Origin of the sequence: Nostoc sp. KVJ3 (assembly GCF_026127265.1) — a bacterium.
In the GTDB taxonomy this organism is placed as follows: domain Bacteria; phylum Cyanobacteriota; class Cyanobacteriia; order Cyanobacteriales; family Nostocaceae; genus Nostoc.
On the sequence record NZ_WWFG01000002.1, the window covers coordinates 332492 to 357346 of the forward strand.

Below are 24855 nucleotides of genomic sequence, written 5' to 3' on the forward strand. Positions count from 1 at the left end.
TATTAACATAAAAAAACCGGGATAGGGTACGGCAAGAAGGAATTCCACTCGATCCTTTATTTAAAGCCTGGCGATTGCGCCAAATCCGTCGTACATTTAGCGAATTTGGTTTTGAAAAAGCAGATAGTATTGTTCATGCACCCTTCGCAATAGAGCTTTCTAAAGGCTGTTCAGTGGGATGTTGGTTTTGTGGAGTAGCAGCCCAGCGTCTAGAAGGTATTTTTTATTATAGTCAAGAGAATGCTAGTCTTTGGCGTGGAGTATTAGAGGTTCTCAAGGAAGTAATTGGCCCAGGAGCGAGTCAAGGATTTTGTTATTGGGCGACAGATCCTCTAGATAATCCTGATTATGAGCATTTCCTGATTGACTTTCATACAATCTTAGGTAATTTTCCTCAGACTACTACAGCATCAGCGATGAGGAATCCTCAACGAACGAAGAATCTCTTAAAATTGTCAAAAGAAAAAAATGGCATAGTGGAACGTTTTTCCCTTTTGACTCTCAAAGAGTTTGATAAAGTTCATCAGGAGTTTAGTGCAGAAGAATTAATGTCTGTTGAGCTTATCTGCCAAAATGATGAGGCTTTGGGCGCGAAAGCTTACGCAGGGAGGGCACGTGAGGAGCGTTTTCGCAAGAGGATAGAAGCTTCCAATCATTTTGATTCTACTGCTGATTCTGGTGTTTCTGAGACCATTGCTTGTGTTTCTGGGTTTATTACCAAAATATGTGTACACCGTAGCCCTTCTTGGGAGACGGATTTAGGGTGAGGGCAAAAACTACGGTTCTCAACATAGATGAGGTTTAAAGCCAATTTCCTACCAAAATGAAACTTGCCCAAAAATAAGGACGCTTTTCTTTTTTTAGGAGAGCTAGTTGGGCTTGCTGAAGTGCTTTGGCTCTAGTCGCTCCTTTATTTAATTCTTGATACAACTGATTCATGATTTCACTAGTTGAAAGATCGTCTATTGACCATAAACTAGCTATCGTACTGTCTGCTCCCGCCCTAACAGCAATTCCAGCTAATCCTAAAGATGCTTGGCGATCGCCTGTAGCAGTTTCACACGAACTAAGGACTAGTAATTCGATAGAATTAGAACCAGTTGGGTCTTTTTGCTTTAGTAGGTCAATTAAATCTTCGATGTTGAGCAGTCGATCCCAAGTGAGAATGAAGGTTTTTTCGGGGTTAGAACTAAATTGACTGTGAGTAGCCAGATGAACTACAGAAAAAGAAGCTGATTGCAGTTTATTCTGGAGGTTTGTTTTGGTAAACTTGCTATCGAGAAGTTCTTCACTCTTAGGTATCTCAATCTGGATGCGGGCTAACTCTTTCTTAACATTAGTCAGTGCAGCAAATTCTCGCCCTTCTACAAGACGCTTTTGGCTGACTCCAGCAGCTAAAACCTTAATTTTTGAACTTTCGTGTAGAGGTTTTGGCTCGACAAGTTGCAACCCAGGTGCTAGAGCGATCGCATATTTTTCGACTAAATATTTCTCTTGTTGAGCATCGTATAAAGCTGCCATAGGAATGTTCCGTAAGGAACCATCTAGGACAAATATTAAAGTTTCGATGTTATTTTTTAAATCTGCTTCTAAAGGACGAATTAACCAATCGTATACCTGTTGAGAAAGATGTTTAACTTGGGAACTCTGGCTAACATTTGGTAGATATTGTTGTAACTTAGCAATAGTACTTTCTACCTGCTCTTGGGATATGGCAGTTGCATAATAACGAAGTTCTTCTTGTCGAGGCAATTTGAGAATAATTGCTAATTGTTTCTCTAGAATAATTGGATAGACAACTGCCGCTGTTGAATCGCTTTTATCAACAATTTGATCGATTTCAACTCTCGATTTTAAGCAGGGTTCTCGAAGAAAATTTTCTAGTTCTGCTAATTGTAAAGATTCAATTGTAGTCCGAGCTTTTTGCAGATTATTACTCTTTAAATTAGAACTTACCTGAGTTTGCAAGAGTGACTCAACTAGCTGCCGATAGACAGGTTCGACTTGTTCTCGAAAGGAAAACTGGATCTGAGAATTAATCGCAGTCATATCCAGACGAAGAGATTGTAAGCTAACAATAGCTGCATCATAAGCTGCGATCGCTCCTTTGATATCTCCTTGGGCTTTGAGGATATGTCCTAATTGCCATTGCCACTGATAAACCATGTCAGTGGCTTGGATCGCTTGAGCCGAAAAAAGTGCTTTTTGGGTAAGGGTTAGAGCTTCTAAAAACTGCTGATTTTGTTCATAAAGCCAACCTAGATATCCAAGAGCATAAGATTCGCCACGCCGATCGCCCAGGCTTTTTGCTTGCTCAAGGGCTACAACCAACTCTTTGGCAATGTCTTTCAAGTCAGCATGAGCGATCGCCGAATACTGGTTGAGACAAACTAGACTTTCAGCAAAATTAATCCGGGCGTAAATTGTTGTTTGATTTGTCGGCAATTCCTTGACTTTTAACTCAATTTGAGGTATTATAACCATTGCTTCTGCTAACTCATTCATCTCAATCAGCAGACGCAGATGATTGAGTTGTGCTTGCACCCAAGTATTTGCAGAGATAGATTTAGTTGCTGCTTGCTGATACAGTGAGGCAGCTTGCTGATAGAGTGAAGTTTCTTCCCCAACTTTGGCTTGCTCCCCACAATTTATAGGACTTGAGTTTTGTTTATTGATTCTGCCTTGTTGAATCTGTATTCTGTCACCTAGCGATCGTTGAGCATTACCCAGGCTTAACAGAACAGCACTTTCAGTAGTTGGGGATGGTAGTTGGCGAGCGACTTGCAAACTTAAATCTAAAACTTTTGTTGACAAATCTGGGCGATCGAGTTTTTGGAGGACATCACCAAGGCTGCGTAAGCCGTTGGCTTTATTCAGAGAATTTGGTTTCGATTCCAGGGCTTGGAACCAGTTACTTTGCTGGCGATCTTTTTCATTGTCTTGGATTAATTGGCGGCAATCGGGCTGGGCAATGTTAAAAGCTTGTAGTATCTGATTGCAAGCTTTGAGATCCAGTCCGTTGGCTTGCATGGCTTCAGCGACGTTAATCAAATTTTGAGTCTTACCTTCTTCATTACCTGCGAGTTTGTAGGCATTGGCTGCCTCTTGCCAGATATGTACCGCTTCATCAAACTGTCCGGCTTCGTAGAGCTTTTTTCCTGCAATTGCTAATTTTGCCGCCTCTGTTGCTGGTTCTTTTGCTGCTGCTTGTTCAGACAATAGAACTGGGATGTTTATAAATAAAATTATCCCTAAGAAGACAAGGGCAGTTGTTTTCAGTATCTTAACTAAAGTGCGTAGCTTGGTTTTTCTAATTAGCATGACAGATACCGAGGTTTCTCGCAAAACTAGAAGCTTCAGAGGTTGCAGAGGCAATTAAAACAATTCGTCCTTGCCGATCAAACCTCCAGCTATTTGCCTCTAAGGTGGGAGTTATTTCGGGAGATTGGTTTTGTTTTTCAGATGCGATCGCATTTTCATCAACTGCGATCGCTGCAACCCGTAACGCTCCTCCCGGCTGTGGGGGTAATCCACCTCGTCCGGTAACAATAAATTGACTTTCTGTTTGATTTGTGATACCTCTCCCCGCCGAACACCTTTGACTAATTAACTTGCTGACATCGACTACATTTGTGGGCAAAGAGACTAACTGTTTTCTGATATCTGCATTTTGAATATTGATTACTACCTCGCCATCGAGTCGGGGATTTTTTTGGGAAAAGGCAGTGATATCGCTAAGTGGAGTCAGGTTATCACGCTTTTCTATGCCAAAAATTCCCTGAGTATTAATTTTAATCAAACCACCTTTGCCTTCAAAAGCATTGGCCCTAATATCACTATTTTCTTCAGGAACAGCGACTACAAAATTTGCATTGATATCAATATTGCCACCATTACCTCCAGTCCCTTTCTGTCCTGCTGTGGTAGAGATAGTACTATTGTCGCGTAGCAGTAGTGTATCTCGTACTTGCAATTGAATATTACCACCTTCACTACTAACTGTATCTGCCGATAGACTAGCTCCTCCTTCGAGAGTTAGGGAATCAGTTGTAATTCTCAAATCGCCTCCATTACCTCGATCTCCTTTTCCGAGTCCAGTGTTTGCGACAGATAGACTAGCACCATTGGTAACAGTTAACTTAGGTGTAGTAATCACCACTGAGCCAGAATTGCCCGTTGCAATTTCTGGAAGTCCTAAAATAGCTTGTAAGAAAGGAGGTGGAGTCACAATATCAGAGCTAATTCGACTACTAAGAAATATTGTTATTGAAGGGTCATAATTTAAAATACTAGAATTAGCAACTTCAATAGATTCTTTGGCGTTGATGATGATATCACCTGCGCTACCACTAGAGTATCCACTAGAAATAATTGCCCCTCCGTCTCTGAGCTTCAGTCTAGGGGTATTAACAATCGTTTTTCCTGCATTCCCCTGTCCAAAAGAGTTAGAGACGATCGCACTATTTGATACGAACGGATTTGAATTCCCCTGAATATCAATCAAATTTGTGGCATTCACTGTCACCTGTCCTGCATTTCCTAGCCCCAATGTCGGCGATGTAATCTGTGCCCCCTCGCGCAGCGTTAAAGTGCCAGTCGATACCGTCAGAGTCCCCGCTCCCCCAGTGTTAAAGGTTGCAGTGGTAATGGCGCTGAGATCGGACGGATCGATAGGTGAAGTTCCAGTCATTTGGATGAAATCTCCAACATTGATGGTTACATTTCCACTTTCAGCAGAACCAAAGGTTTGGGAAGCAATAGTGCCTCCATCGGCAAGGATCAGGCGAGGCACAGAAATGTTGATATTTCCTCCTCCTCCAGCACCCAATAATTGAGTCGCAATCCGACTAGAGACGGCTGGAGTTGTGCCACTAATTACCAAGGATTTAGTGCCAATGATTTGGATATTACCACTGGGTTGTTCGCCCAAATTTTGCCCAACAATAATCGAGCCGTCTCGCAATGCAAGATTCTTACCCCTTAACTGAACCGAACCTGCCATGACACCACTAACATCTACTAAGGCCGCAGAGCGAAGTTGAATATCCCCAAATTCAGTAGTAGGTGTTGAATTGATGGTTGAAAATTCATTACCTTGTCTCATCATCCATTCCCCATTGCTCAAAGCTGCCAAATCAATTTGGCCAGAATCAGCAATTAACAAACCGCCATCAAGGGTAATCTTTCCTCCTACGAAAGCCAAGGTATTGCCAGGAGAAACCTGTAACCCTGTACTATAAGTGCCTCGATTGAGCAGGGAAAGTCCAACTCTTGTGATATTATGTCCTGAGCCTTGGATACGAAGCTCTCCCGAATTAGCTCCGAGTTGCAAGCCAATGGGGGTACTAATTGTCAGAAGAGGCGAAGTAGAGTTGGTTGTGCTAAATTCCGAACCGTCTGCAAATTTTACCTGAGATGCTGTAGAACCAACAAACGAACCACTAATATTTAGTTTTGCATTGGAACCAAAAATAATCCCTTGGGGATTCAGTAAGAATAAGCTAACAGGATTTTTGCTATTGATAGTTTTAATCAAGCCATCAATATTAGAAACTCTCCCACCCGTCACGCGACTGAAAATAGTTGAGGTATTGGGCATATTGACTAAATCAAAGGTTGCAGAACCGCCCGTAGGAATGGAAAAATTACTAAAACTATGGAACAGATTGCTACCTGCTGCACTGCCATTGATAATAGTAAAATCGTGATTATTGACAGATTTAACAGTTGTATTGAGCGTACTATCGGATGTTACCTGAGCGTTGGCGAAACCACACCACAGCAGCATACCATTGACCAAACCCAATAAAATAGAGGGTGATTTCATGTGTCTAATTAGCATGACAGATACCGGGGTTTGTCGCAAAACTAGAAGCTTCAGAGGTTGCAGAAGCAGTTAAAACAACTCGCCCTTGCCGATCGAACCTCCAGCTATTTGCCTCTAAGGTGGGAGTTATTTCGGGAGATTGGTTTTGTTTTTCAGATGCGATCGCATTTTCATCAACTGCGATCGCTGCAACCCGTAACGCTCCTCCCGGCTGTGGGGGTAATCCGCCTCTTCCAGTAACAATAAATTGACTTTCTGTTTGATTTGTGCTGACTCTCCCCGTCGAACACCTTTGACTAATTAACTTGCTGACATCGACTACATTTGTGGGTAAAGGGACTAACTGTTTTCTGATATCTGCATTTTGAATATTGATTACTACCTCGCCATCGAGTCGGGGATTTTCTTGGGAGAAGGCAGTAATATCACTAAGTGGAGTGAGGTTTTGGCGCTGTTCTATCCCAAAAATTCCCTGAGCAGTAATTTTGATCAAACCACCTTTGCCTGCAAAAGCATTAGCGATAATATCGCTATTTTCTGAAGGGACAGCGACTAAAAATTTCGTGTTTATGTCTATATTGCCACCACTGCCCCCGGCATTCTCTATTGTGGTAGAGATGCTACTATTATCGCGTAATAGTATGTCTCGCACCTTCAATTTAACACCTTGATTACTAACCGTATCTTCCAATCGCTGGGATTGTCCTGCTGTGGTAGATATGCTACTATTTTTCCGTAGCAATAGTATGTCTCGCACCTGCAACTGAATATTACCACCTTCACTACTAACAGTATCTGCCAATAGGTCTGATTTATCTTGGATGGTTAAAGAACCAGTCGTAATTCTCAAATTCCCGGCATTACCTTGGTCTAAGCTGTTGACGGTAATTGAAGAGTCATTAGTCAGATTTACAGAGCCATTGGACTCTATTTGGATATTTCCACCTTTTCCTTCTCCTAATGTACTAGCTGCGATCGATGCTCCATCGCTAAGTGTTAAGTTAGAAGTAGGCGTAGTTAAGTTAATCTTGATATTCCCGCCATTGCCTTGTCCAAAAGTATCGGTACTAATAAAAGCATCCTGTGTTACTGTCAAAGATTCTGCATTAATATTAATGTCGCCACCATTTCCAATTGCCCCTGGTGTTGCTTGAGAGCCAATGAAAGTAGTGAACTCATCTCTCTTTCCACCATTCAAGGTGATAGCACCCCTCACATCCACAAAAATATTCCCACTATTTCCGGTTCCAAAGGTACTGCTAAACAAAACACCCCCCGGTTTTATTGTTAGGGAATCTGCCTTGAGATTAATGTCACCAGCATTTCCGATTCCCGAAGGTCTGATGGCAGAGCTAATTCCACTAAGAGCGCTGCTGTCTAAACTATCCAGTGTAACAGCACCTCTTACATCTATAGAGATATTCCCGCCATTTCCCCTGCCAAATACCTCGGTGCTTATAGGAGTACCGTGTGTCATACTCAGAGAATCTGCCTTAATATTAATATCCCCACCGTTTCCGACTGCCGAAGAAGCTACTAGACTGCTGATACTAGAATTGTAGCCATTCTTACTTATACCATCGACGATGATAGCACCCCTCACATCTACAAAGATATTCCCGCCATTTCCTTGTCCAAAGGTAGTAGCACTGACATAACCTCCCGGAGTGATTGTCAGAGAATCTGCCTTAATATTAATATCCCCACTATCTCCAATTCCCGATGACAGCACTTGATTGAGAATACTATTAAGCACCAAGCCATTGCTATTTTCACCCTCCAATTTGATAGCACCACTCACATCTACAGAGATATTCCCACTATTTCCTCTCCCTAAAGTATTGGCAGCCAAAGCACCGCCTTTTGTTAAGGTTAGGGAATTTGCCTTAATATTAATATCCCCACCATTTCCAACTCCCGATGGTTGCACTTGATTGACAATTCTACTAGTCAGGCTATTGCTGTCTTCACTGTCTAATGTGATAGCGCCCCTTACATCTACAGAGATATTCCCACTATTTCCTCTCCCAAAGATTCGGGAACTTAACTGACTTCCATCAGTTAAATTTAGTGAGTCTGCTTGAATATTAATATTGCCACTGTTACCCATAGCATTCTGACCGACTTGGTTGGTAACACGGCTGGATTGACTGATGGATATGGCTTGTGTGGCATTTAAGGTAATATCGCCTGCTGTTTTTTTTGGTATTCCTAAACCTGCTGCAATCCCAGCTAATACAGAACTACCTCCACTAATATCTATATTTTTGCCATAAAGTGCGATCGCCCCCGGCGGGGCATAGCCCATCGCACCACCAGAATTACCAGCAACATTAACAACAGCCCCATTTGTCAGTGAAACATCGCCTCGCGCAACTTGATTCGGAAACGTCAAATTTTGGTTATTCAGATTCAACCCAATCTCCCCAGGACTGGCTAAACCTCCTAACTCTATTCGACCGCCAAAAGCGTTTAATCCTCCTGCATTTAAGACGTTTCCTCCTACTAACAATAAGCTTTCTCCATCGGGAACTCTCAACCCCAATACAGGGTTATTAGCGCCATCAACTCCGGCTGGAGCCATCGACCTGTTTTCGATTTTTCCTGCGCCGATTTGATTAAAAAATAAAGCAGAAGGTTTGATTGTTAATAATGACGGGGTTTGTGGAGAAGAGGCACTGAAAAAACCTTGATTCCCAAATCTAATGGCATTAGCTGAGGTGGCTACAAAAGAACCATTGACATCTAAACTTGCGTTTTTTCCAAAGATGATTCCATTGGGATTAATCAGAAATAGGTTGGCATTTCCTAATACTCCCAACTTTCCGAAAATTTCTGAAGGACTGCTCCCTGTGACTCTACTTATAATGTTCTCAATTCCTACAGGATTGGTAAAATAAACAGCGCGTCCTTCACCAACATTAAATTCTCGAAAACTATGAAATAGGTTTATACCTCGCTGCGCTCCACCGTCGATATTTTCGATGGGAAGACCACTTGAGTTATTTATGACTTTAGAACTCTCAGTACTTAGTGTATTATCGGGAATGATTTTACTCTGAGCAAAGGTAGTTTTTATAGGTGAAATAACGATTGTTTCAAGTAGAGCTAGACAGAAGGCTAATTTTATGTTTTTTATCCAATGCAAACAACTGTTAGTCATACGCAAACAACTTTGATTAAGATGAATTGTACCAGTTGTTGAGTCAGAGAATTGCAATTAAAAACTATCTAACTAATAATCGCATAGTGTGTTTATCTGATATCATAAAACCGCCTATTAATTGCTCTTGATAAATGAGCTAAGGAAAAATATTTAGTATTACTAGCTGTAGTAGATGAAGAACACTATAAATAGGATTTTGTCAAGAAAGTTTAAATGCGATCGCTCGGATATAGAAATTATATTTTTTGGAAACACATATAGGATATGTTAGGGAAACATAACGCACCATACATATATTTGGAATTTTTCAAAAATAAAATTCGATAGCTATATAGCAATCATGAATCATTCGGGAAGAACGAGAAACCCGACTTCTTTAAGGGTGCATCCCAGTTTTTATTTTACAGCGAGAGAATAACTGTCATTGCGATCGCGTAGCGTCTCGTAGAGAGGAGGAAAGACGAACGCAAACAGCGTGTCGCAGACACGCTGTTTGCATGGACTCGCTCTTAGGAATGAGGATTTTGCGGTTGCTTCGCTTCACTTCATTTCGCTCGCAATGACATGCAAAAAAGTGGGATGCTCCCCTTCTTTAAGAAGTCGGGGTTCTGAAGTATTGTGATCTTCACAAGTCAAATATAATTACTATATCTTAAGTTAAATACACATCAAACCTGTCAAAAATATAACTATAAATAGGTCTGTAGGATCTGCCAGCAATAATTTCTTCTTGCTCAGTCTCGCTTAACTCGTCATTGGTTGCTGCGGACTCCAAAAGCTCTGCCTTCGCAATTTTTAATTCATCTGGAGTATAATAAAAACCAGTATTTTGCAGAATTTGTCCCCGTTCCTCTTGACTAGCTGCTTGCTCCAATTGCGTTCTAAATTCTTCATCTACTAGCAACCTAGTATAGAGTGCTTTTGCGCTTTGAATGGACATAATTTGTAATTTGTAATTCGTAATTACGAATTATGATGAATGGGTGGGATTATTATTTTGGAAGCTGTACAAAATCAAACTTGGCGATCCAAGGGGATTTTACCCCTTGTTTAGGAGATGTAATCGCTGTAATAGAGTTATTGCCAGAGTAGTACCGAAGGTAGTTTACTCGGATAGAGAAGTCTTAACAGTTGATAACCAATACCAGCACTTCCTTGACTAAAGCCGGGGTGATAGACTTCAAGAGGTAAGTTAGGAAGTAGTTGGAAAGAACCAGCGATCGCGGTTCTATGCAAAACTAGAGATGTCTGCAAACGAGCAGTTTCTAGCAATTCTGGACGGGAAAGTTGTTCAGCAGCTACTAGCAGTACTTCAACATCGGCAAAATTACCACAGCAGAGGTTATCCAAAGCCTTTAAACTGGGCTGCTGGATGATTTCTAGTTCTTGGTGTATTTCCTCTGTATTTAGAATATTTAAGCCTCCCAAACGAGCCAGAGTAATACCGGGTAAACCATGACACCAGCTAGCTAGGGGTGATAACTGAGTATTATCTGGCAAAGAACCTTGTTCATAAGCGATCGCTTCTTTGGCTGCTGAGAGAAAAGTTGAATCTTTAGCTATTGCAGACAACTGTAGCAAGGCGTAGGCAATGCCAGCTATCCCCTGAGAAAATCCTGTTAAAGATTCACCTTCGGCGTTCTTCCAGATTTGACAACCCGTATCTGTGGTGACGCGCCGATCTAAAAGATAATTGCCCCATGCGATCGCTTGCACTAAATTATCAGATTCTTGAGTCACTTTATACAAAGCTAATAAGCTGAGAATCGTTCCAGCCGCACCCTTGATAATACCTGGTTCTTCTTCCACAGCAGTTACATCTACTTTTAACCAAGAAGCTATTTGTTGAGCATCTTCAATTAATTTTAGTTCCGATAAAAATTCCGCAATCCGCACAAAAGTATAGACGACAGAGGCCAATCCTGTAGCGCCTCCCATACCCATATTTTTAATCAAAGCTTGTTGAAGTTCAGGATCTCGTTCATCAAGACCTTTGCGTAAAGATTGTAAAGTTCCTAATGCTAAATCGCCAAATTCTCCTTTATTTGTAACTGATGCTAATGCTGCCAAAAATAAAGCTACGCCGCCAGAACCATTATAAAGACTATGGCCCATCGGTCGCAGTTGAAAACGTTGCCCCGAAAAATCGGATATCATCCCCAGCCAAGCAACAGTATTGTTACTTCCGTAAATAGCTCGCTGCTTAATTTCTTGAGCAATTTCTATTACTTGATGCAAAATTGCTTCTTCACTCAAAAGAGCTATTTCATCTAAGTTGGGAGTAGTGCTTGATAAACTTAATAAGTCTAATTGTTCACCAGTCCGACTTGAGTAAAACGAACCCTGGATAATAGTAATTTGCTCGGCTAAATTGACATTATCAAGCTGTTGCAGACGAGTTATTACATCATTGTAACTAGAATTCTCAACAAATTTTTCAATCGTTGTGTTTGAATTAATTACAATTGCATCACTATCTGAATAAGCACTAACATAAGGAATATCAAGCTGTTCTAAAGCCTGTTTTTCTGGTGCTAGCATTGCCCAAGAAGGATGTTTATCTTTTGAGGAAACGAAACCCAAAGCCAGAATATCTAACTCGATACTGCGGTCTACTCCATCTCGCAGACATTTAGGATGCAAGGAATTTTGTAAAATCGACGCATAAAGCTGAGTGTTGCGAAGCACAAGACGAACTTTCTGACCAGCAAATGCTTTTATGGGATTATCAGGTGCTAAGAGGGCTTTTTTAGATTGCCCGAAAAACTGATACATTTGTTTAAAGCCAGCAATTAACTCTTCTAAATGCTTGCTTAACGATGTATCCAGATTTTCTCCAAAAGGTTGATTATTATTTTCTGATAGTAGCTCTTGGTCTTCTTTTCCCATAGCCATACTATCTGTATTCACATTCACCCATTTGAGAATAGGTGCAGACACCTGCTGTTCGTTTAAACCTCCAAACCCACAATAATCTAAGGAATTTGCTAACTCACCCAATTGCTTATAATCGGCAATATGCACTCCTGGTAATAGAGCAGTAACTATTACAGAATCGGCAAGTTTTTGATTTACTATTGATATGGCTTCAGGCTGATCTTCCTTCATCCACATAGTATGGTGAAACAAAGTTTCTAAATCTACTAAAACTGGTTGCTCTCCACAAGCAATTAAGTTTTCGCAATGGCAATCTGTCCCCTTCAATGCGTAGACTATAGCTAATATCATTCCCGCACGCTGATAATAGCGTTTGACTGCCTGTTGGTCTTCACAAGGCAATGCCTCTACAAATTCCATCCAACCGTGGGTAGAACTATTAATAATTTTGAGAGTTTTGAGAGGTAAAGTAATATTTTGTTCGTTTATCCAAGAGATAAATTCAAAATAAGCCTGTTCTAAACCGAGATTTTTAGGCTTATAAACTAGCTTCAAATTTGAGGTAAACTGAATGATAATTACACTTCTTCCACAATTGTGTGGATCGGAAAGTGATGATTTGATATCAATGACTTGTCCTAATTCTTGATTTTCCTGAAAAATTTGTTTAATTTCATTCCAATCTGAAGCCAATCTCAGGAGAAATTCGGCGCTAGCTTCAATCCACAAGTCTGTTGCGATCGCAGCCAATCGAGCCAATACGCTGTATTCTTGAAAGAATGCCAGCAAACCGTCGCTAAGTAAGCCTTTGACAAACTTTACATACTGCTCTCTGGAAGAATTACCTTGTAGTTGTCCAATTAAACGGACTAATTGAGAGCTTTTGTAAGCACGAGCAATTGAGAATTCTAAGTCTAAAGATTGTGCAAACAAATCTGTCAACTTTTTCAGGAGACTTTGACCTAATTGAATCCGAGCCTTGTCTGACAATAGTTCATAACTAGAACCTGCTCGTTCGCTCAGTTTATGCATTGCTACCTCAATAAAAGGTAACAAAACCTCTTCAAATGGCAATGGTTTATCAGAATCTAAATATTGTTGCAATTCTTCATAAAAAACTCTCTCACTAGAACAAGCAGCAAGTTCCATTGCTTTTTTTAAAGTATCTGTCCAACTGGGTAGAGCTTGTTTATCTACTAGAGAAACACTACCCAATGCAAAGCGAACTGCATCTGTATCTAGATTATCCCAACTCAACCGCTTGGCAAATTTTTCTTGATTGCCCTTAGCGGCTATTTGACACCATTTTTCTAATCTAGCATCAATTAAAGACTGCTCTGTTTCTAATTTATTGTGAATAAATTCTCTGCCTAGACGCTCGGAAAGCGTACTAGCTTTTTCGACAATTGAAATAAGATTGTGGGAAGAAATCTTGATAGATGAATTGATTTTTACAGCAGAATCATGACTAGATAAATTTGACGTTGCCAGTATTTCATTTAACATTATTTACCTTTGAGGATATTTTCAAATTTGTTACTTGCCTTTTCGGTTTTCAAACATCCTCTCAATCATACTTATAAACAACTTTACCAAATCTATCTTTTGCATTATAAGTTCGCTCAAAGAAAGCCCCTATTTTTTTACCACTAAAAGCAGAGTCAATTATGACTTTTAAATTCCCTGAAACATAATCTTGAATTGCATCTTCCAAGTCTTCTGTTAGACCAATACAATTACCAATTATCTCTAAATTTTTGACCATAACTGATGACATGATGCGATTTAAATCTAAAGAGAAGGGAGTAAATGATTGATTAATACAGTTATAGTATTGATCGTATAAACCACAAGTTATATACTTTCCTCCCGTAGCCATCAGTTCAACAGCTTGTCCTAAATAGAGGTCGAAAAAAGGATCAAATACACAATTAAATCCACCTGTTTCCGAAACTATTTTTTGAATTGATTCATTTTCCAGCAGACTATTAGGTTTTGACTCGACTAGAATAACCTCTTTAACTCCCAGCGCTGTGAGTTCCTCTGCAAAAACCCTTGAGGTACTTGTAGCATAAATGTTCACGCCGTATTTTTTCAAGGCATTAATCACAAACAAAGAAGTATTAGATTTAGCCGCAGTCACTAAAATATTAGAACCTTTCGTTGGGTTAAACTTACGGACAATGCTATAGCTAGTTTGCCCTCCAATACTAAAAGCAGCAGCAACTTCATCCGGCATTTGTGGAGGTATTTTCATTAACTTAACTTGATGAAATACCTGATATTCTTTTGATTCACTATTGCTAGGTATACCTGCTTGAACTCCTGGAAAGCCTGATTCTGGATAGGCATTATTAGCAATAACTCTATCGCCAATTTTTAATCCTGTCACTTCCGACCCCATATCAATAACTATACCAACAAAGTCTGAGCCAACTACCAAAAATGAATCTTCTGGTGCATTTATAGTAGCTTCAAAAATGATAGCTTTATCACGGTAATTACATGAGAATGCTGTTTTTTTGACTAAAACTTTAAATTGGTTTTCTGGGGAATTATTATCAAAATGAATATCTTTAGTTTCAACTAATCCACAGAATATGGGGACATTATTCATATCTATATAATCAATTTTATTAGTTCTATAGATAGGATTATTAAGTTTGTTAAGTTTGTTAGAATAAACAGCAATATTTTTCATTGTTTCCACTTCCAAAATATGTTGTATATAGCCAGTCAAAGCTGGCGATCGCTATTTTTTTAATCAAGATTTTTATCAAAAATAGCCATTTAAGATCAATTCTATTTCACGTCGCTATGAGTAGTCACAGTCTGGAAATGTTGCAGAGATATCAGAGATTTTTTACAGCTATTTTCAGATAAATAGACCATGCGGTAGGGGCACAGCATTGCTCACTGGTGTCAACTTAAGCTCAAACGCTTATCCCACATACCTTTTACCCCACCCTAACCCTCCCCGATATATTGGGGAGGGAACCAGATTGCCTGTTTCCACCTTTTCCAAGGGGGATTAAGGGGGGTAATTCAACTTGTGTGTGGTTAAACTAAAATACGCATAACGTATGCAACTATAGCTATTACTTCGTTACGCCGTAATAACTAGCAGATACACTCAACGCACCTAATGGCGTACCAACAAGTTTACTCTGATTATTAGCCACCCATTTTGTAAGTTTAGAAAGAGCGCCAGCACCCCCAGCGATCGCTTCTAATTGCTCTTCAGATAACTCTTGGGCGATGGCTACTGGACTCATCGGTAGCACAAAATGCAGGGAAGTAGAATTTTCTTCTAGGACTTGCACGTTAACATCAGCAGGAAATTCTACTCCAAATTCGCGCTCGATCGCAGCTTTAGGATTGTTTAGTAATTCTTGTTTGTAAGCTTCATCTTTCCAAGCTTTGGCAATGATCCGAGCTTCGATATCTTGGCGAGTTTGTGCTTGTTCCTGTTCGCTCATTTTCCTTTCTCCTTTGTGATTTTTGTAATGAGTAATCAGCTTTTATCAGAATCAAAAAACCCTGAATTTTTGATGTTCAGAACAACTCAAGGTTATACCATTTTTATTTTTTAATGGCTCCTATACTTGCCCCTACTGATGCTGCTGCTGAAACAGCGCTAGCTCTTGGAGTCCATTTTACGGCAGCATTTGTTACTTTTACAGTTATTAAAACTGCTGATAGACCAACACCCCCAGCGATCGCTTCTAATTGCTCTTCAGATAACTCTTGGGCGATGGCTACTGGACTCATCGGTAGCACAAAATGCAGGGAAGTAGAATTTTCTTCTAGGACTTGCACCTTGACATCAGCAGGAAATTCTACTCCAAATTCGCGCTCGATCGCAGCTTTAGGATTGGTTAGTAATTCTTGTTTGTAAGCTTCATCTTTCCAAGCTTTGGCGATGATCCGGGCTTCAATGTCTTGGCGAGTTTGCGCTTGTTCTTGTTCGCTCATTTTTGCTTATCCTTTGTAATTTTTGTAATTGGTAAACTGCTATGCGTCTAATTTTCTGATTCGATTTTTCAATAGACTTCAAGTCTATTATTTGGTCAACTTTTTCAACGTATCGAGTATGGTTATTCCTATGGCAGTAGTGATTGCGCCTTTAGCTATCTCTAATCTATAGTCTTTACCACCTGCGATCGCTTCTAATTGCTCTTCAGATAAATCTTGGGCGAAGGCTACTGGACTAATTGGCAATACAAAATGTAGGGAAGTAGGATTTTCTTCGAGGACTTGTATATTTACTTCACTAGGAAATTCCACCCCAAATTCCCGCTCAATGACAGCTTTAGGATTGGTTAATAATTCTTGCTTGTAAGCTTCATCTTTCCAGGCTTTGGCGATGATGCGGGCTTCGATGTCTTGGCGAGTTTGTGCTTGTTCTTCGCTCATTTTAATTTCTCCTTTGTGAATTTTTTAGTTCTATCAAAGTCAAGATAACTCTGAAGTTTTTATGGGCTGAAACCAGTTAAAGTTGTCAGTTTCTTTTAACTGTTTTCACTATTGAGTTTCGTATGGGCAAAATGGGATTTATTTTTGCCCCCATTGACAACAGAGTTGTCATATAACCCCCAGCGATCGCTTCTAGTTGCTCTTCAGATAATTCTTGAGCAACGGCTACTCGACTAATTGGCAGGACAAAATACAAAGAGGTAGAATTCTCTTCAAGAGCTTGCACGTTGACTTCAGTAGGAAATTCCACTCCAAATTCCCGCTCGATCACAGCTTTGGGGTTGGTTAGCAATTCTTGCTTGTAAGCTTCATCTTTCCAGGCTCTGGCGATGATCCGGGCTTCGATGTCTTTGCGAGTTTGCGCTTGCTCTTGTTGTCCGTTCATTTTCTTTTGTTGCGACAATATTTAGACTTACTTTTTCGTTAATTTTTTCGTTGCTTTTACGATATCCCCTGTATAAGGTGTCACTCCTATAGCAAGGCTAAGTAGCCCACCTATAGTGCCTCCAGCAACCGACTCAAGCTCCTCTTCAGATAGCTCTCGTCCTTCTATTTCGGGCATAATTGGGAGGACAAAGTACAAAGAAGTAGAATTTTCTTCGTATACAGATACATTTAATTCAGCAGGTAATTCTACTGCAAATTCTTGCTCAATGATGGATTTAGGATTGCTTAAAAGCTCTTGTTTATAAGCTTCACTTTTCCAAGCTTTAGCGATAATTCGAGATTCAATATCTTTCCGAGTTTGCGCTTCTTGTTCGCTCATGTTGCCTTACCTTGAATTACGGTATTTTAGTTTTATTTATGTCTCAATTAGCTGAGAAAAAACTTGCTTTTTTCCCCACCCCTGTAGTTAATCATGGGTTGAATTCAATTTCAATTAACAATTTTTAGTTAAAACTCATCTTTTATCGTTTATTAAAATCTTCAACATTTTACCTCTCTTAAAAGGAGAGAGGCTTTGAATTTTACCCCTTCCCGCATCGAGAAGGAGGTCTAGCCTGTTGACTCTGTACCTTTTTAGGAGTTAAAAAGTCATACAAAATCTATGCAGTATTAAGGATCTAAAAAAAAGTTACTCTGAAATAAAAAAAGTGTATTTTGTTGACAACGGCGATCCTAAAAGTGTTAATTTACAGAAAAGTTTTAGTTTAATACCTAAATAAAGCACTTATGCAAGATGCAGTCTAAATTTATCAACTTAAATCGCTTAGTTCAATTCTTTAATCCTTTAGCGTGGTCGATTACCGTCAAGCTCTCAGTAGCCTTCCTATCAATCGCAATTTTACCTATGAGCTTTGTTGGCTATTACAATCTCGAAAGGAGTACAGAAAGTATTGAAAATAGTGAATACTATAAGTTGCAACTGATTGCCACGAGTAAAGCCAATCGCCTAGATCAGTTGATTATTGATAATCAAAACACTATCAAAAATATAGCTACAGACTCTAGGGTGGGAAATTTTCTTAAGGCTGCACCTCTGAATCGAGAAACTTTCCGCTCGGAAGCGCAAAAAGTCTTGCAGAGAGTTGCTAGCACTCACCCTAATTACGATCTGGTTTACCTTATAGATAAAAACGGTATATGTATAGCTTCTACAGAACTTTCTTTAATTGGACGAAACTATGCTTTTCGAGAGTATTTTCAACGAGCGATCGCAGGGGATGCTTTTGTTTCTAGTATCTTAATTGGTGTCACAACCAAACGAGAGGGCGTATTCTTCACCTATCCTGTATACTCTGAAAGTGGCGAAGTTTTGGGCGTAGCAGCGATAAAAATTACGGCGGCAGATATTTGGGCTGTGATCAACTCCGTAAATGAACCAAATATTACTTCTTTTCTCGTTGATGAACAAGGAATTATCATTAGTCACTCCAATCGGGAATATCTCTACAACAGCCTGACTCCTTTACTGCTAGACAGCCAAAAAAAGATTGCAGCCGAGAAGCGTTATGGTCGCAACCTAATTAAAAGCTTGAATATTCCAGAGTTAAAAGTGATGCTCAATTCTGAAACATCAGGACATACGAGTTATTACTCACCGATAGAAAAGAACTATCAGATAGTTGGTTATGCTCCCCTACAAACCCAATCCTGGGTTGTGGCGGTTAGTAAACCCAAAGTAATATTCATGGCTCCGGTAAATCTTCTGTTTGAGCAAAATATCACCTTTGTATTGGGTGCAGGAGCGATCGCAGCAGTTGTTGCCCTCACATTATCTCGAACCATTAGTAAACCTATTAATACTTTAATAGCCGCATCTCGAAGTTTAGAAAAAGGAGATTTTCTTCACCACGAATCTAATTTGTACAGAAATTTGCTCAAGACTTCTCGGACTCAAGATGATATGGGGCAATTGGTACGGGTATTTATGAAGATGGCAGAAGAAGTCAGAGTGCGAGAGCAAAAAATGGAACTTCAGATGCAGGAATTACGCATTGAAATTGATGAAAGCAAAAAAGCCAATCAGGTAGCGGAAATTACTGGAACACAATACTTTCAAGAACTCCAATACAAGGCGCAAAAGCTGAGAAACAGAGCCGAAGTTAGGGATAAAACTCCAACAGATTACTTCCATAATTTACAGAAAAAAGTGCAAGCTCAAAAAGCTCGGTTACAAGTCGGTCGATAAAATTGGATAGTTGCAGATATGTCATTTGATGAACTAATTTCGCGTCAAGACTTATTAGCAGGACTCCCTGCTAAACGTACCAATACTTTGCTCTTTCTCATCGAGAGACAAACAGCACGACTAGCAGCCCAATCACGAGTTGAGTTTTCTCTTACCGACTCAGCCGAGCGCGATCGCGAGTTGGCTTTTCTGGAAGCTTTTGCTCTGGGAAAAGCGCCCACACTGCGCCCCAAAATTCAACACTTAGAACGTTTTGCTCCCCAATGGTCAGTACTTATACCTGATAACCCCACACTGAAAGCAGCTTTACTCAATGCTTTCTGTCAGAAATATAATTTCACCAAGCAATTAGTTCCCAATATCCGAGCGGCTTTAGACTGCGATCGACTAGCAGTAGAGCAAGCTTATCAGCGCCTTTACCAAAAACCGATCGCAGTAGCTTTCGCCTCCCAAGTCTCCCTCAAAGAGAGATTGTCTTGGATAGCGGCGGCGAGTATCCAAAAAGTAGAATCTTTACCGCCTTTCTGGATTGCTTCTTTAGTGACAATTGCCTTGGGACTTCCCCAAGCCTTCTTAGCTCTACCCATTGCTGTGGCTGAGTTAGGGCCTCTCGCAAGTGTGGCATTTCTGATTGTCTTGGGAACAATTAACATCTTGACAATGGTTTGTATGGCAGAGTCCATTGCTCGAAGTGGAGACTTTCTTGCCGGCAAAACCTTCATTAAACAATTAGCGACAAACTACTTGGGTAGTGCTGGTTCTCTAATTCTTTCCGTTGCTGTAGGGATTCGTGTCTTTTTAATCGCCCTAGCCTGTTACATCGGCTTATCAGCGACAATGGCAAGTTTTACTTCCCTACCGGCTTCCCTGTGGGCAGGGTTACTTTTTTTCTTTGGATTATACATCCTCTCGCGTAAATCCCTCAACCTAACTATTGGGGTGACAATCTTGTTAGCAGGATTAAATGTCAGCTTGCTCTTATTTTTAACAATACTTTCTTTTGGGCATTGGCAATTAGTCAATGTGTTGTATATTAACTGGGCTTTTTTCGATGGGAGTGCTTTCAATCTCCAGATATTTCATCAAGTTTTTGGCGTTACCTTGATGCTTTACTTTGGTCACGTATATGTGGGCGAATGTGCAAAGGTGGTATTACCTAAAGATCCGAGTGCGACTTCCTTAATTTGGGGAAGCATCGCCGGTACAGCTTTTTTAACTTTCCTGTTTTGCCTTTGGGTGCTGGCAGTTAACGGCGCGATCGCACCGCAAATATTAGCAGCCCAGACAGGAACAGTTTTGGAGCCACTGGCGCAGCAGAACGGCCCGATAGTAAAGGTTGTGGGGGCAATACTCATCACATTTCTGTTGGGAATGGCATGGTTTAGGAGTTCTAGTCTTTTAGTCAACTTGGCACGAGAATGGATTCCTAGCCAACCGCAATCGATTTTGACATTACCTCGTCAACAGGGTAGACTAATTTTGCGAACCCGCGATCGCTATAATCTCTGCTCAATTGGTCTAACTTATCTAGCACTTGCAGACAAAGAGCCTACCTTTCATCTCGATATTCAATTGAAAGGTAACATTCACCTAGTACAGATTAAAGTTGCCAAAACTTGGGATATTAAAGAGTTAATCCCTAAACTTTCAGACTTAAATCTATGTGATGTTGACCTGAAAATAGAAATACAATCAGTTAGTGAAGATCGTGTCTGCTTAAAAGTCATCTCTACAATGGCGATCGCCTATGAGGGAGCTTTAGAGAGAACGCGCGATGAAGACAAAACTACCCACAAGCAGAAATCCCAAAAAGCGATCGCGCAACGGGCTTGGACATATCTATTAGAACAACGTCAATTCTTACTTTCTATTACTCCCCTATTCCTGGTATTTTTATTAACCGAAGGATTATTCTTTTCTGGACAGCAATCCTTCACCAGCGTTCTCGGCTTTGCTGGAGTATTAGGTAACTCTCTTGTTGGTGGGATTTTTCCAGTACTCCTACTGGCTTCCAGCCGCCAAAAGGGTGAAATATTACCAGGTATCGTTTTTAAACTGCTTAACTCTCCCTGGTTACTTGCCAGCATCTACAGTTTCTCTTTGTTTACTCTGCTACTCCACGGCTTATTCATCTGGCAAAATCCCCTAGCCCGGATTGCTGCCTTGGGCGTTACTGTCCTATCTTTAGCAACTACCTTAGTCATGTGGCAGACTGGAGCCTTCATGTCCCGCACGGTAATAGAGTTACAAGAAAACAAGCAACAAGGAGGACAAACCTTCTTCAAAATAACCGCCGGTGGACGACCGAAAACAGCACAAGTAAGACTGGGATATGCAGACGGCGAAGAAACCCATCAAGCCGCTTCTGTAGAAATTCCCTCTCTCTCATCTCTGCGTTATGCCATTTTCCAATTGCCAACCAAGCAATCAGAAGAACTCAGAGTATGGGCGCACAGCAATAATCCTAACGGTGACTCTGAAAGTTTGTCCGCACTTTTAGAAGTAAATCGAGAAAACTGCAAAATGCAGTTCGATTTAAAACTCTTTGGCGGCAAGGTTTTATTGCCTCTGATTAACGGTAAATACTGTCTCAAACTTCAATTCCCAACAGCCTGATTGAGGGGGATGAATTAATAACTAATGACAAATGACAAATTTAGGAGCATTTTATGAGTCAAATTATTTCTGTTCATTCATTCCGTGGCGGTACTGGTAAATCCAATATGACAGCTAACCTAGCTACGACTCTAGCATTACAGGGGAAAAGAATCGCTATCATTGATACTGATATTCAGTCACCAGGAATTCACGTTATTTTTGGTCTGAACGAGCAGAAGATGAATAATTGTTTGAATGATTATCTGTGGGGTAAGTGTGCAATTGAAGATACTGCCTACGATGTCACTCATCTTTTAAAAGGAGAAGGAGACAGTGGTAAACTTTACCTAATTCCTTCTAGTATTAATCCTGGTCAAATTACCCGAATTCTGCGTGAGGGATATGACGTAGCTAGACTAAACGATGGTTTCTATGAAATCATTGATGCTCTAAATTTGGATTATTTGTTAATTGATACCCATCCCGGTCTTAATGAAGAGACTTTACTTTCTATTGCTATTTCAGATATTCTCGTTGTGATTTTACGCCCAGATCAACAAGACTTCCAAGGAACTGCTGTAACGCTAGAAGTAGCTCGCAAGTTAGAAGTACCTAAGATGATGCTGGTAGTGAATAAAGCCTTATCGACATTCGATTTTAATGCTTTGCAACAAGAAGTTGAATCTACCTATAAAACCCCAGTTGCTGGTATTGTCCCCCTATCAGAAGACATCATTCGTCTTGCCAGCAGTAATATTTTTTGTTTGGTCTATCCCAACCATCCCTTTAGTCAGGTAGTCCAAAAAATTACGGCACAGATTATTAGGGAGCAAGCCAAGGTAGCGGTTAGAGGAGGTGTTTAATAATGGAACAGCAAATATTTCGGGCTGCCATACTTGCCTCTTATGGTGCGACCGAATCGGAAATTGAAGAACTACTAATTTACAATCAAAATATTTTTGAACATGATAATTGGCAACCATCTCTAAAGTTTCCCCTCGAACCCGAACCGCATATTGTGACTTGGGAAGAGTATGCTGTTACCGCTAAAGAAATAGGTGTATTTGAAACCCTCAAGCAGGTATTTGTCCAGTTGTCGTTTCCCATTCAAGAAGGAATTAGCCAAACTGAAATCTACCGGGCTGCTACTTTGAAGGGAGTTAATCTTGACGGCATCTCTGAAGCAACTGGTTTAGTCCTTGAACAACCAGAAAAGCTGGATTTAAAAATTTATCAAAGTTTAGCGGGGGCGATTCCGGTTATACTTCCTGGTAATCGAGAAGATTTTGTTTCTTTAGTGCGATCGCTAATCAAACGTAATGAACCCCAACCCCTACCTGCCTCTATGGGCGCTTGCATGGTTGCTGGTTACAATAACTGGGATCGAATTCGCCGCTATCGCCAACAATGGGAAAGAGAAAATCCTGCCAATTGCTCCGAAACAGATTGGAAAGATGAGTTTGCGCGGCTGATTCCTCAAAAAAGTCGCTATCAAGACCGATTTATTATTCTCAGTGATGGCTTTTATAGCAACGTTTCTGCTAATGATATCGGACTTTCAGAATCAGAATGGAGACATTTATCGCTGAAGATTCGGTTAGAACACGAATGCACTCACTACTTTACCCACCGCCTATTTCACTCAATGCAAAATAATCTCCTCGACGAACTCATCGCCGACTACCGAGGAATTGTTGCTGCGACTGGACGCTATCGAGCCGATTGGTTCTTGCGTTTTATGGGTTTAGAATCATTAGCCAACTATCGAGAAAGCGGTAGATTACAAAACTATCGCGGTCAGCCAACCCTTTCAGATGGAGCTTTTAAGATTTTACAGGCTTTAGTGACAGATGCGGCTCTAAATTTAGAGCGTTTCGATGCTGAGTATATAGATGATTTAAACATTGGTAACGAGCGACTTCTGTTATCTATCGCCTTGACTTATTTAACTCTAGAAGAATTAGCTTCCCAAAAAGTTACTTCCCGCCTTTTAGCGATTTTAGAACAACTACAGACTGAGAGTACCGAGTTAGGAGTTAGGAGTACAGACGCGATTAATCGCGTCTATTAGGAGAGACGCGATTAATCGTGTCTGTACAAGAGTTATTATTCTCATCCTTGTTTCCCTTGTCTTCAATGTCGATTTTTTTCAAAAATAATTGTAGGTAAAGCAATGAGAGAAGTTTTACTCCAAGAATTGAGCAATAGTGATATAGATTGGATGTTCACGACAAGTCACAAACGTGAAATTCCATCTGAAACTGTCCTTGTACAAGCAGGGAAAGTTGGTGATACTTTCCATATTCTTTTAGAAGGAACTTTGATAGCTACTGTTTCTCCAACTCGTCAAAATTCTTTGGCTCGTGCTTTCGCTACTATCGAGGGGGATAGAACATCTGGTTTAGAAGTTGCGAGATTCTCCAGTGGGGAAGTAGTAGGAGAAAATTCGTTAATTGGTGTTCCTTCGACCACTAATATTCAAGCTTTAGAAAAATCCTTGTTGATGTCTATCCCCCTGCGGCAATTAGAATCTAAGTTAAAGCAAGATGCAGGATTTGCATCTCGTTTCTATCGAGCGATCGCAATTTTATATTCAGATAGATTGCAAAGTTTGATTGAACGCCTTGGTCGTAGCAAACTCGTTCAGATTCAGCCGGTTAGAGATGTCCTTTTCATTTTCGGTCAATTGCACGATAGTGACCTCGATTGGTTTACTACTAATGGCAAACTTAAGAGAATTGCTCCCCAAGAAACCCTGCTTCGGCAGGGCGGGCCAGTAGATGCGTTGTACGTCTTACTACAAGGACAAATGAGCGTTTCTATTTCTAGCAACCAAGATAATCCTTTAACTCGCATCTTTGCAACCTTAGAAGGAAACAAAGCCTCCGAACAAGAGATTGCCAAATTATACAAAGGCGAAATCGTGGGAGAAGCTACCTTTATTGATGGACGTTTACCTTATGCAACCATTAAAGCGGTAGAAGATTCTTTAGTATTAGCGATCGCGCGATCGCAGTTGCTAGCTAAGTTACAGCAAGATGTCGGTTTTGCTACACGCTTCTATCGTGCGATCGCAACCCTGCTTTCCGATAGATTCCAAGGACTTCTAAACCGCATGGGCTATAGAAGACACACTTACAGTCCAGGACAGACCTTAAGCGAAAACGTTAAATATGAGGATGAACTGGATTCTGACATTTTAGAGCAGATGTCATTAGCTGCGGTCAGATTTGATTGGATGTTAGAAAGTTTGAAAGCAATTTAAACAGCATCAATATT

General features: G+C 40.4%; 16 protein-coding genes and 1 pseudogene. 6 read left to right on the forward strand and 11 right to left on the reverse strand.

What is annotated here, in order from left to right:
- Nucleotides 1-26: 26 nt before the first annotated feature.
- Nucleotides 27-767: pseudogene (locus GTQ43_RS17480) on the forward strand (radical SAM family RiPP maturation amino acid epimerase); the annotation flags it as partial.
- A 34-nt stretch (nucleotides 768-801) separates the two neighbouring features.
- On the opposite strand, the gene GTQ43_RS17485 reads toward GTQ43_RS17480, so the two are convergent.
- The 11 genes from GTQ43_RS17485 to GTQ43_RS17535 all read right to left on the reverse strand — a co-directional run bounded on the left by GTQ43_RS17485 (nucleotide 802) and on the right by GTQ43_RS17535 (nucleotide 17112).
- Nucleotides 802-3321 carry a CHAT domain-containing protein gene (locus GTQ43_RS17485; RefSeq protein ID WP_265274018.1) on the reverse strand — a complete coding sequence of 840 codons (2520 nt, stop codon included), beginning with the start codon at nucleotides 3319-3321 and terminating at the stop codon, nucleotides 802-804.
- The gene (locus GTQ43_RS17490) at nucleotides 3311-5827 is read right to left on the reverse strand and encodes a filamentous hemagglutinin N-terminal domain-containing protein (RefSeq protein WP_265274020.1); all 2517 of its coding nucleotides are present in this window, start codon (nucleotides 5825-5827) and stop codon (nucleotides 3311-3313) included. Before GTQ43_RS17490 ends, GTQ43_RS17485 begins: the two co-directional genes overlap by 11 nt.
- Before the next feature lie 4 nt (nucleotides 5828-5831).
- Nucleotides 5832-8990, reverse strand: a complete 3159-nt coding sequence (locus GTQ43_RS17495) for a filamentous hemagglutinin N-terminal domain-containing protein (RefSeq protein ID WP_265274021.1) — start codon at nucleotides 8988-8990, stop codon at nucleotides 5832-5834.
- 655 nt (nucleotides 8991-9645) lie between these two features.
- A complete protein-coding gene (locus GTQ43_RS17500) occupies nucleotides 9646-9933 on the reverse strand; it encodes a Nif11-like leader peptide family natural product precursor (protein ID WP_265274022.1) in 288 nt (95 codons plus the stop codon).
- Nucleotides 9934-10070: 137 nt separating this feature from the next.
- A complete protein-coding gene (locus GTQ43_RS17505) occupies nucleotides 10071-13376 on the reverse strand; it encodes a type 2 lanthipeptide synthetase LanM family protein (RefSeq protein ID WP_265274023.1) in 3306 nt (1101 codons plus the stop codon).
- A 61-nt stretch (nucleotides 13377-13437) separates the two neighbouring features.
- A complete protein-coding gene (locus GTQ43_RS17510; RefSeq protein ID WP_265274024.1) occupies nucleotides 13438-14571 on the reverse strand; it encodes a quinone oxidoreductase family protein in 1134 nt (377 codons plus the stop codon).
- Between the two features lie 397 nt (nucleotides 14572-14968).
- A complete protein-coding gene (locus GTQ43_RS17515) occupies nucleotides 14969-15349 on the reverse strand; it encodes an NHLP leader peptide family RiPP precursor (RefSeq protein WP_265274025.1) in 381 nt (126 codons plus the stop codon).
- A gap of 103 nt (nucleotides 15350-15452) precedes the next feature.
- A complete protein-coding gene (locus GTQ43_RS17520; protein ID WP_265274026.1) occupies nucleotides 15453-15845 on the reverse strand; it encodes an NHLP leader peptide family RiPP precursor in 393 nt (130 codons plus the stop codon).
- 87 nt (nucleotides 15846-15932) lie between these two features.
- On the reverse strand, nucleotides 15933-16286 hold the full coding sequence (locus GTQ43_RS17525) for an NHLP leader peptide family RiPP precursor (protein WP_265274027.1): 354 nt from the start codon (nucleotides 16284-16286) through the stop codon (nucleotides 15933-15935).
- 85 nt (nucleotides 16287-16371) lie between these two features.
- Complete coding sequence (locus GTQ43_RS17530; RefSeq protein ID WP_265274028.1) at nucleotides 16372-16731, reverse strand: NHLP leader peptide family RiPP precursor; 360 nt, start codon at nucleotides 16729-16731, stop codon at nucleotides 16372-16374.
- Nucleotides 16732-16758: 27 nt separating this feature from the next.
- A complete protein-coding gene (locus tag GTQ43_RS17535) occupies nucleotides 16759-17112 on the reverse strand; it encodes an NHLP leader peptide family RiPP precursor (RefSeq protein ID WP_265274029.1) in 354 nt (117 codons plus the stop codon).
- Between the two features lie 414 nt (nucleotides 17113-17526).
- Here GTQ43_RS17535 and GTQ43_RS17540 point away from each other — a divergent pair, with 414 nt between their 5' ends.
- The 5 genes from GTQ43_RS17540 (at nucleotide 17527) to GTQ43_RS17560 (ending at nucleotide 24841) form a co-directional block, all read left to right on the forward strand.
- Nucleotides 17527-18978: a cache domain-containing protein gene (locus tag GTQ43_RS17540; RefSeq protein WP_265274030.1), complete on the forward strand. Its 1452-nt coding sequence runs from the start codon at nucleotides 17527-17529 to the stop codon at nucleotides 18976-18978.
- An 18-nt stretch (nucleotides 18979-18996) separates the two neighbouring features.
- Nucleotides 18997-21594, forward strand: coding sequence for a hypothetical protein (locus GTQ43_RS17545; RefSeq protein WP_265274031.1), 2598 nt, complete (start codon nucleotides 18997-18999; stop codon nucleotides 21592-21594).
- 53 nt (nucleotides 21595-21647) lie between these two features.
- Nucleotides 21648-22439, forward strand: coding sequence for a MinD/ParA family protein (locus tag GTQ43_RS17550; protein WP_265274032.1), 792 nt, complete (start codon nucleotides 21648-21650; stop codon nucleotides 22437-22439).
- A gap of 2 nt (nucleotides 22440-22441) precedes the next feature.
- Nucleotides 22442-23647, forward strand: coding sequence for a DUF7005 family protein (locus GTQ43_RS17555; protein WP_265274033.1), 1206 nt, complete (start codon nucleotides 22442-22444; stop codon nucleotides 23645-23647).
- Nucleotides 23648-23749: 102 nt separating this feature from the next.
- Complete coding sequence (locus tag GTQ43_RS17560; protein WP_265274034.1) at nucleotides 23750-24841, forward strand: cyclic nucleotide-binding domain-containing protein; 1092 nt, start codon at nucleotides 23750-23752, stop codon at nucleotides 24839-24841.
- Nucleotides 24842-24855 lie beyond the last annotated feature (14 nt).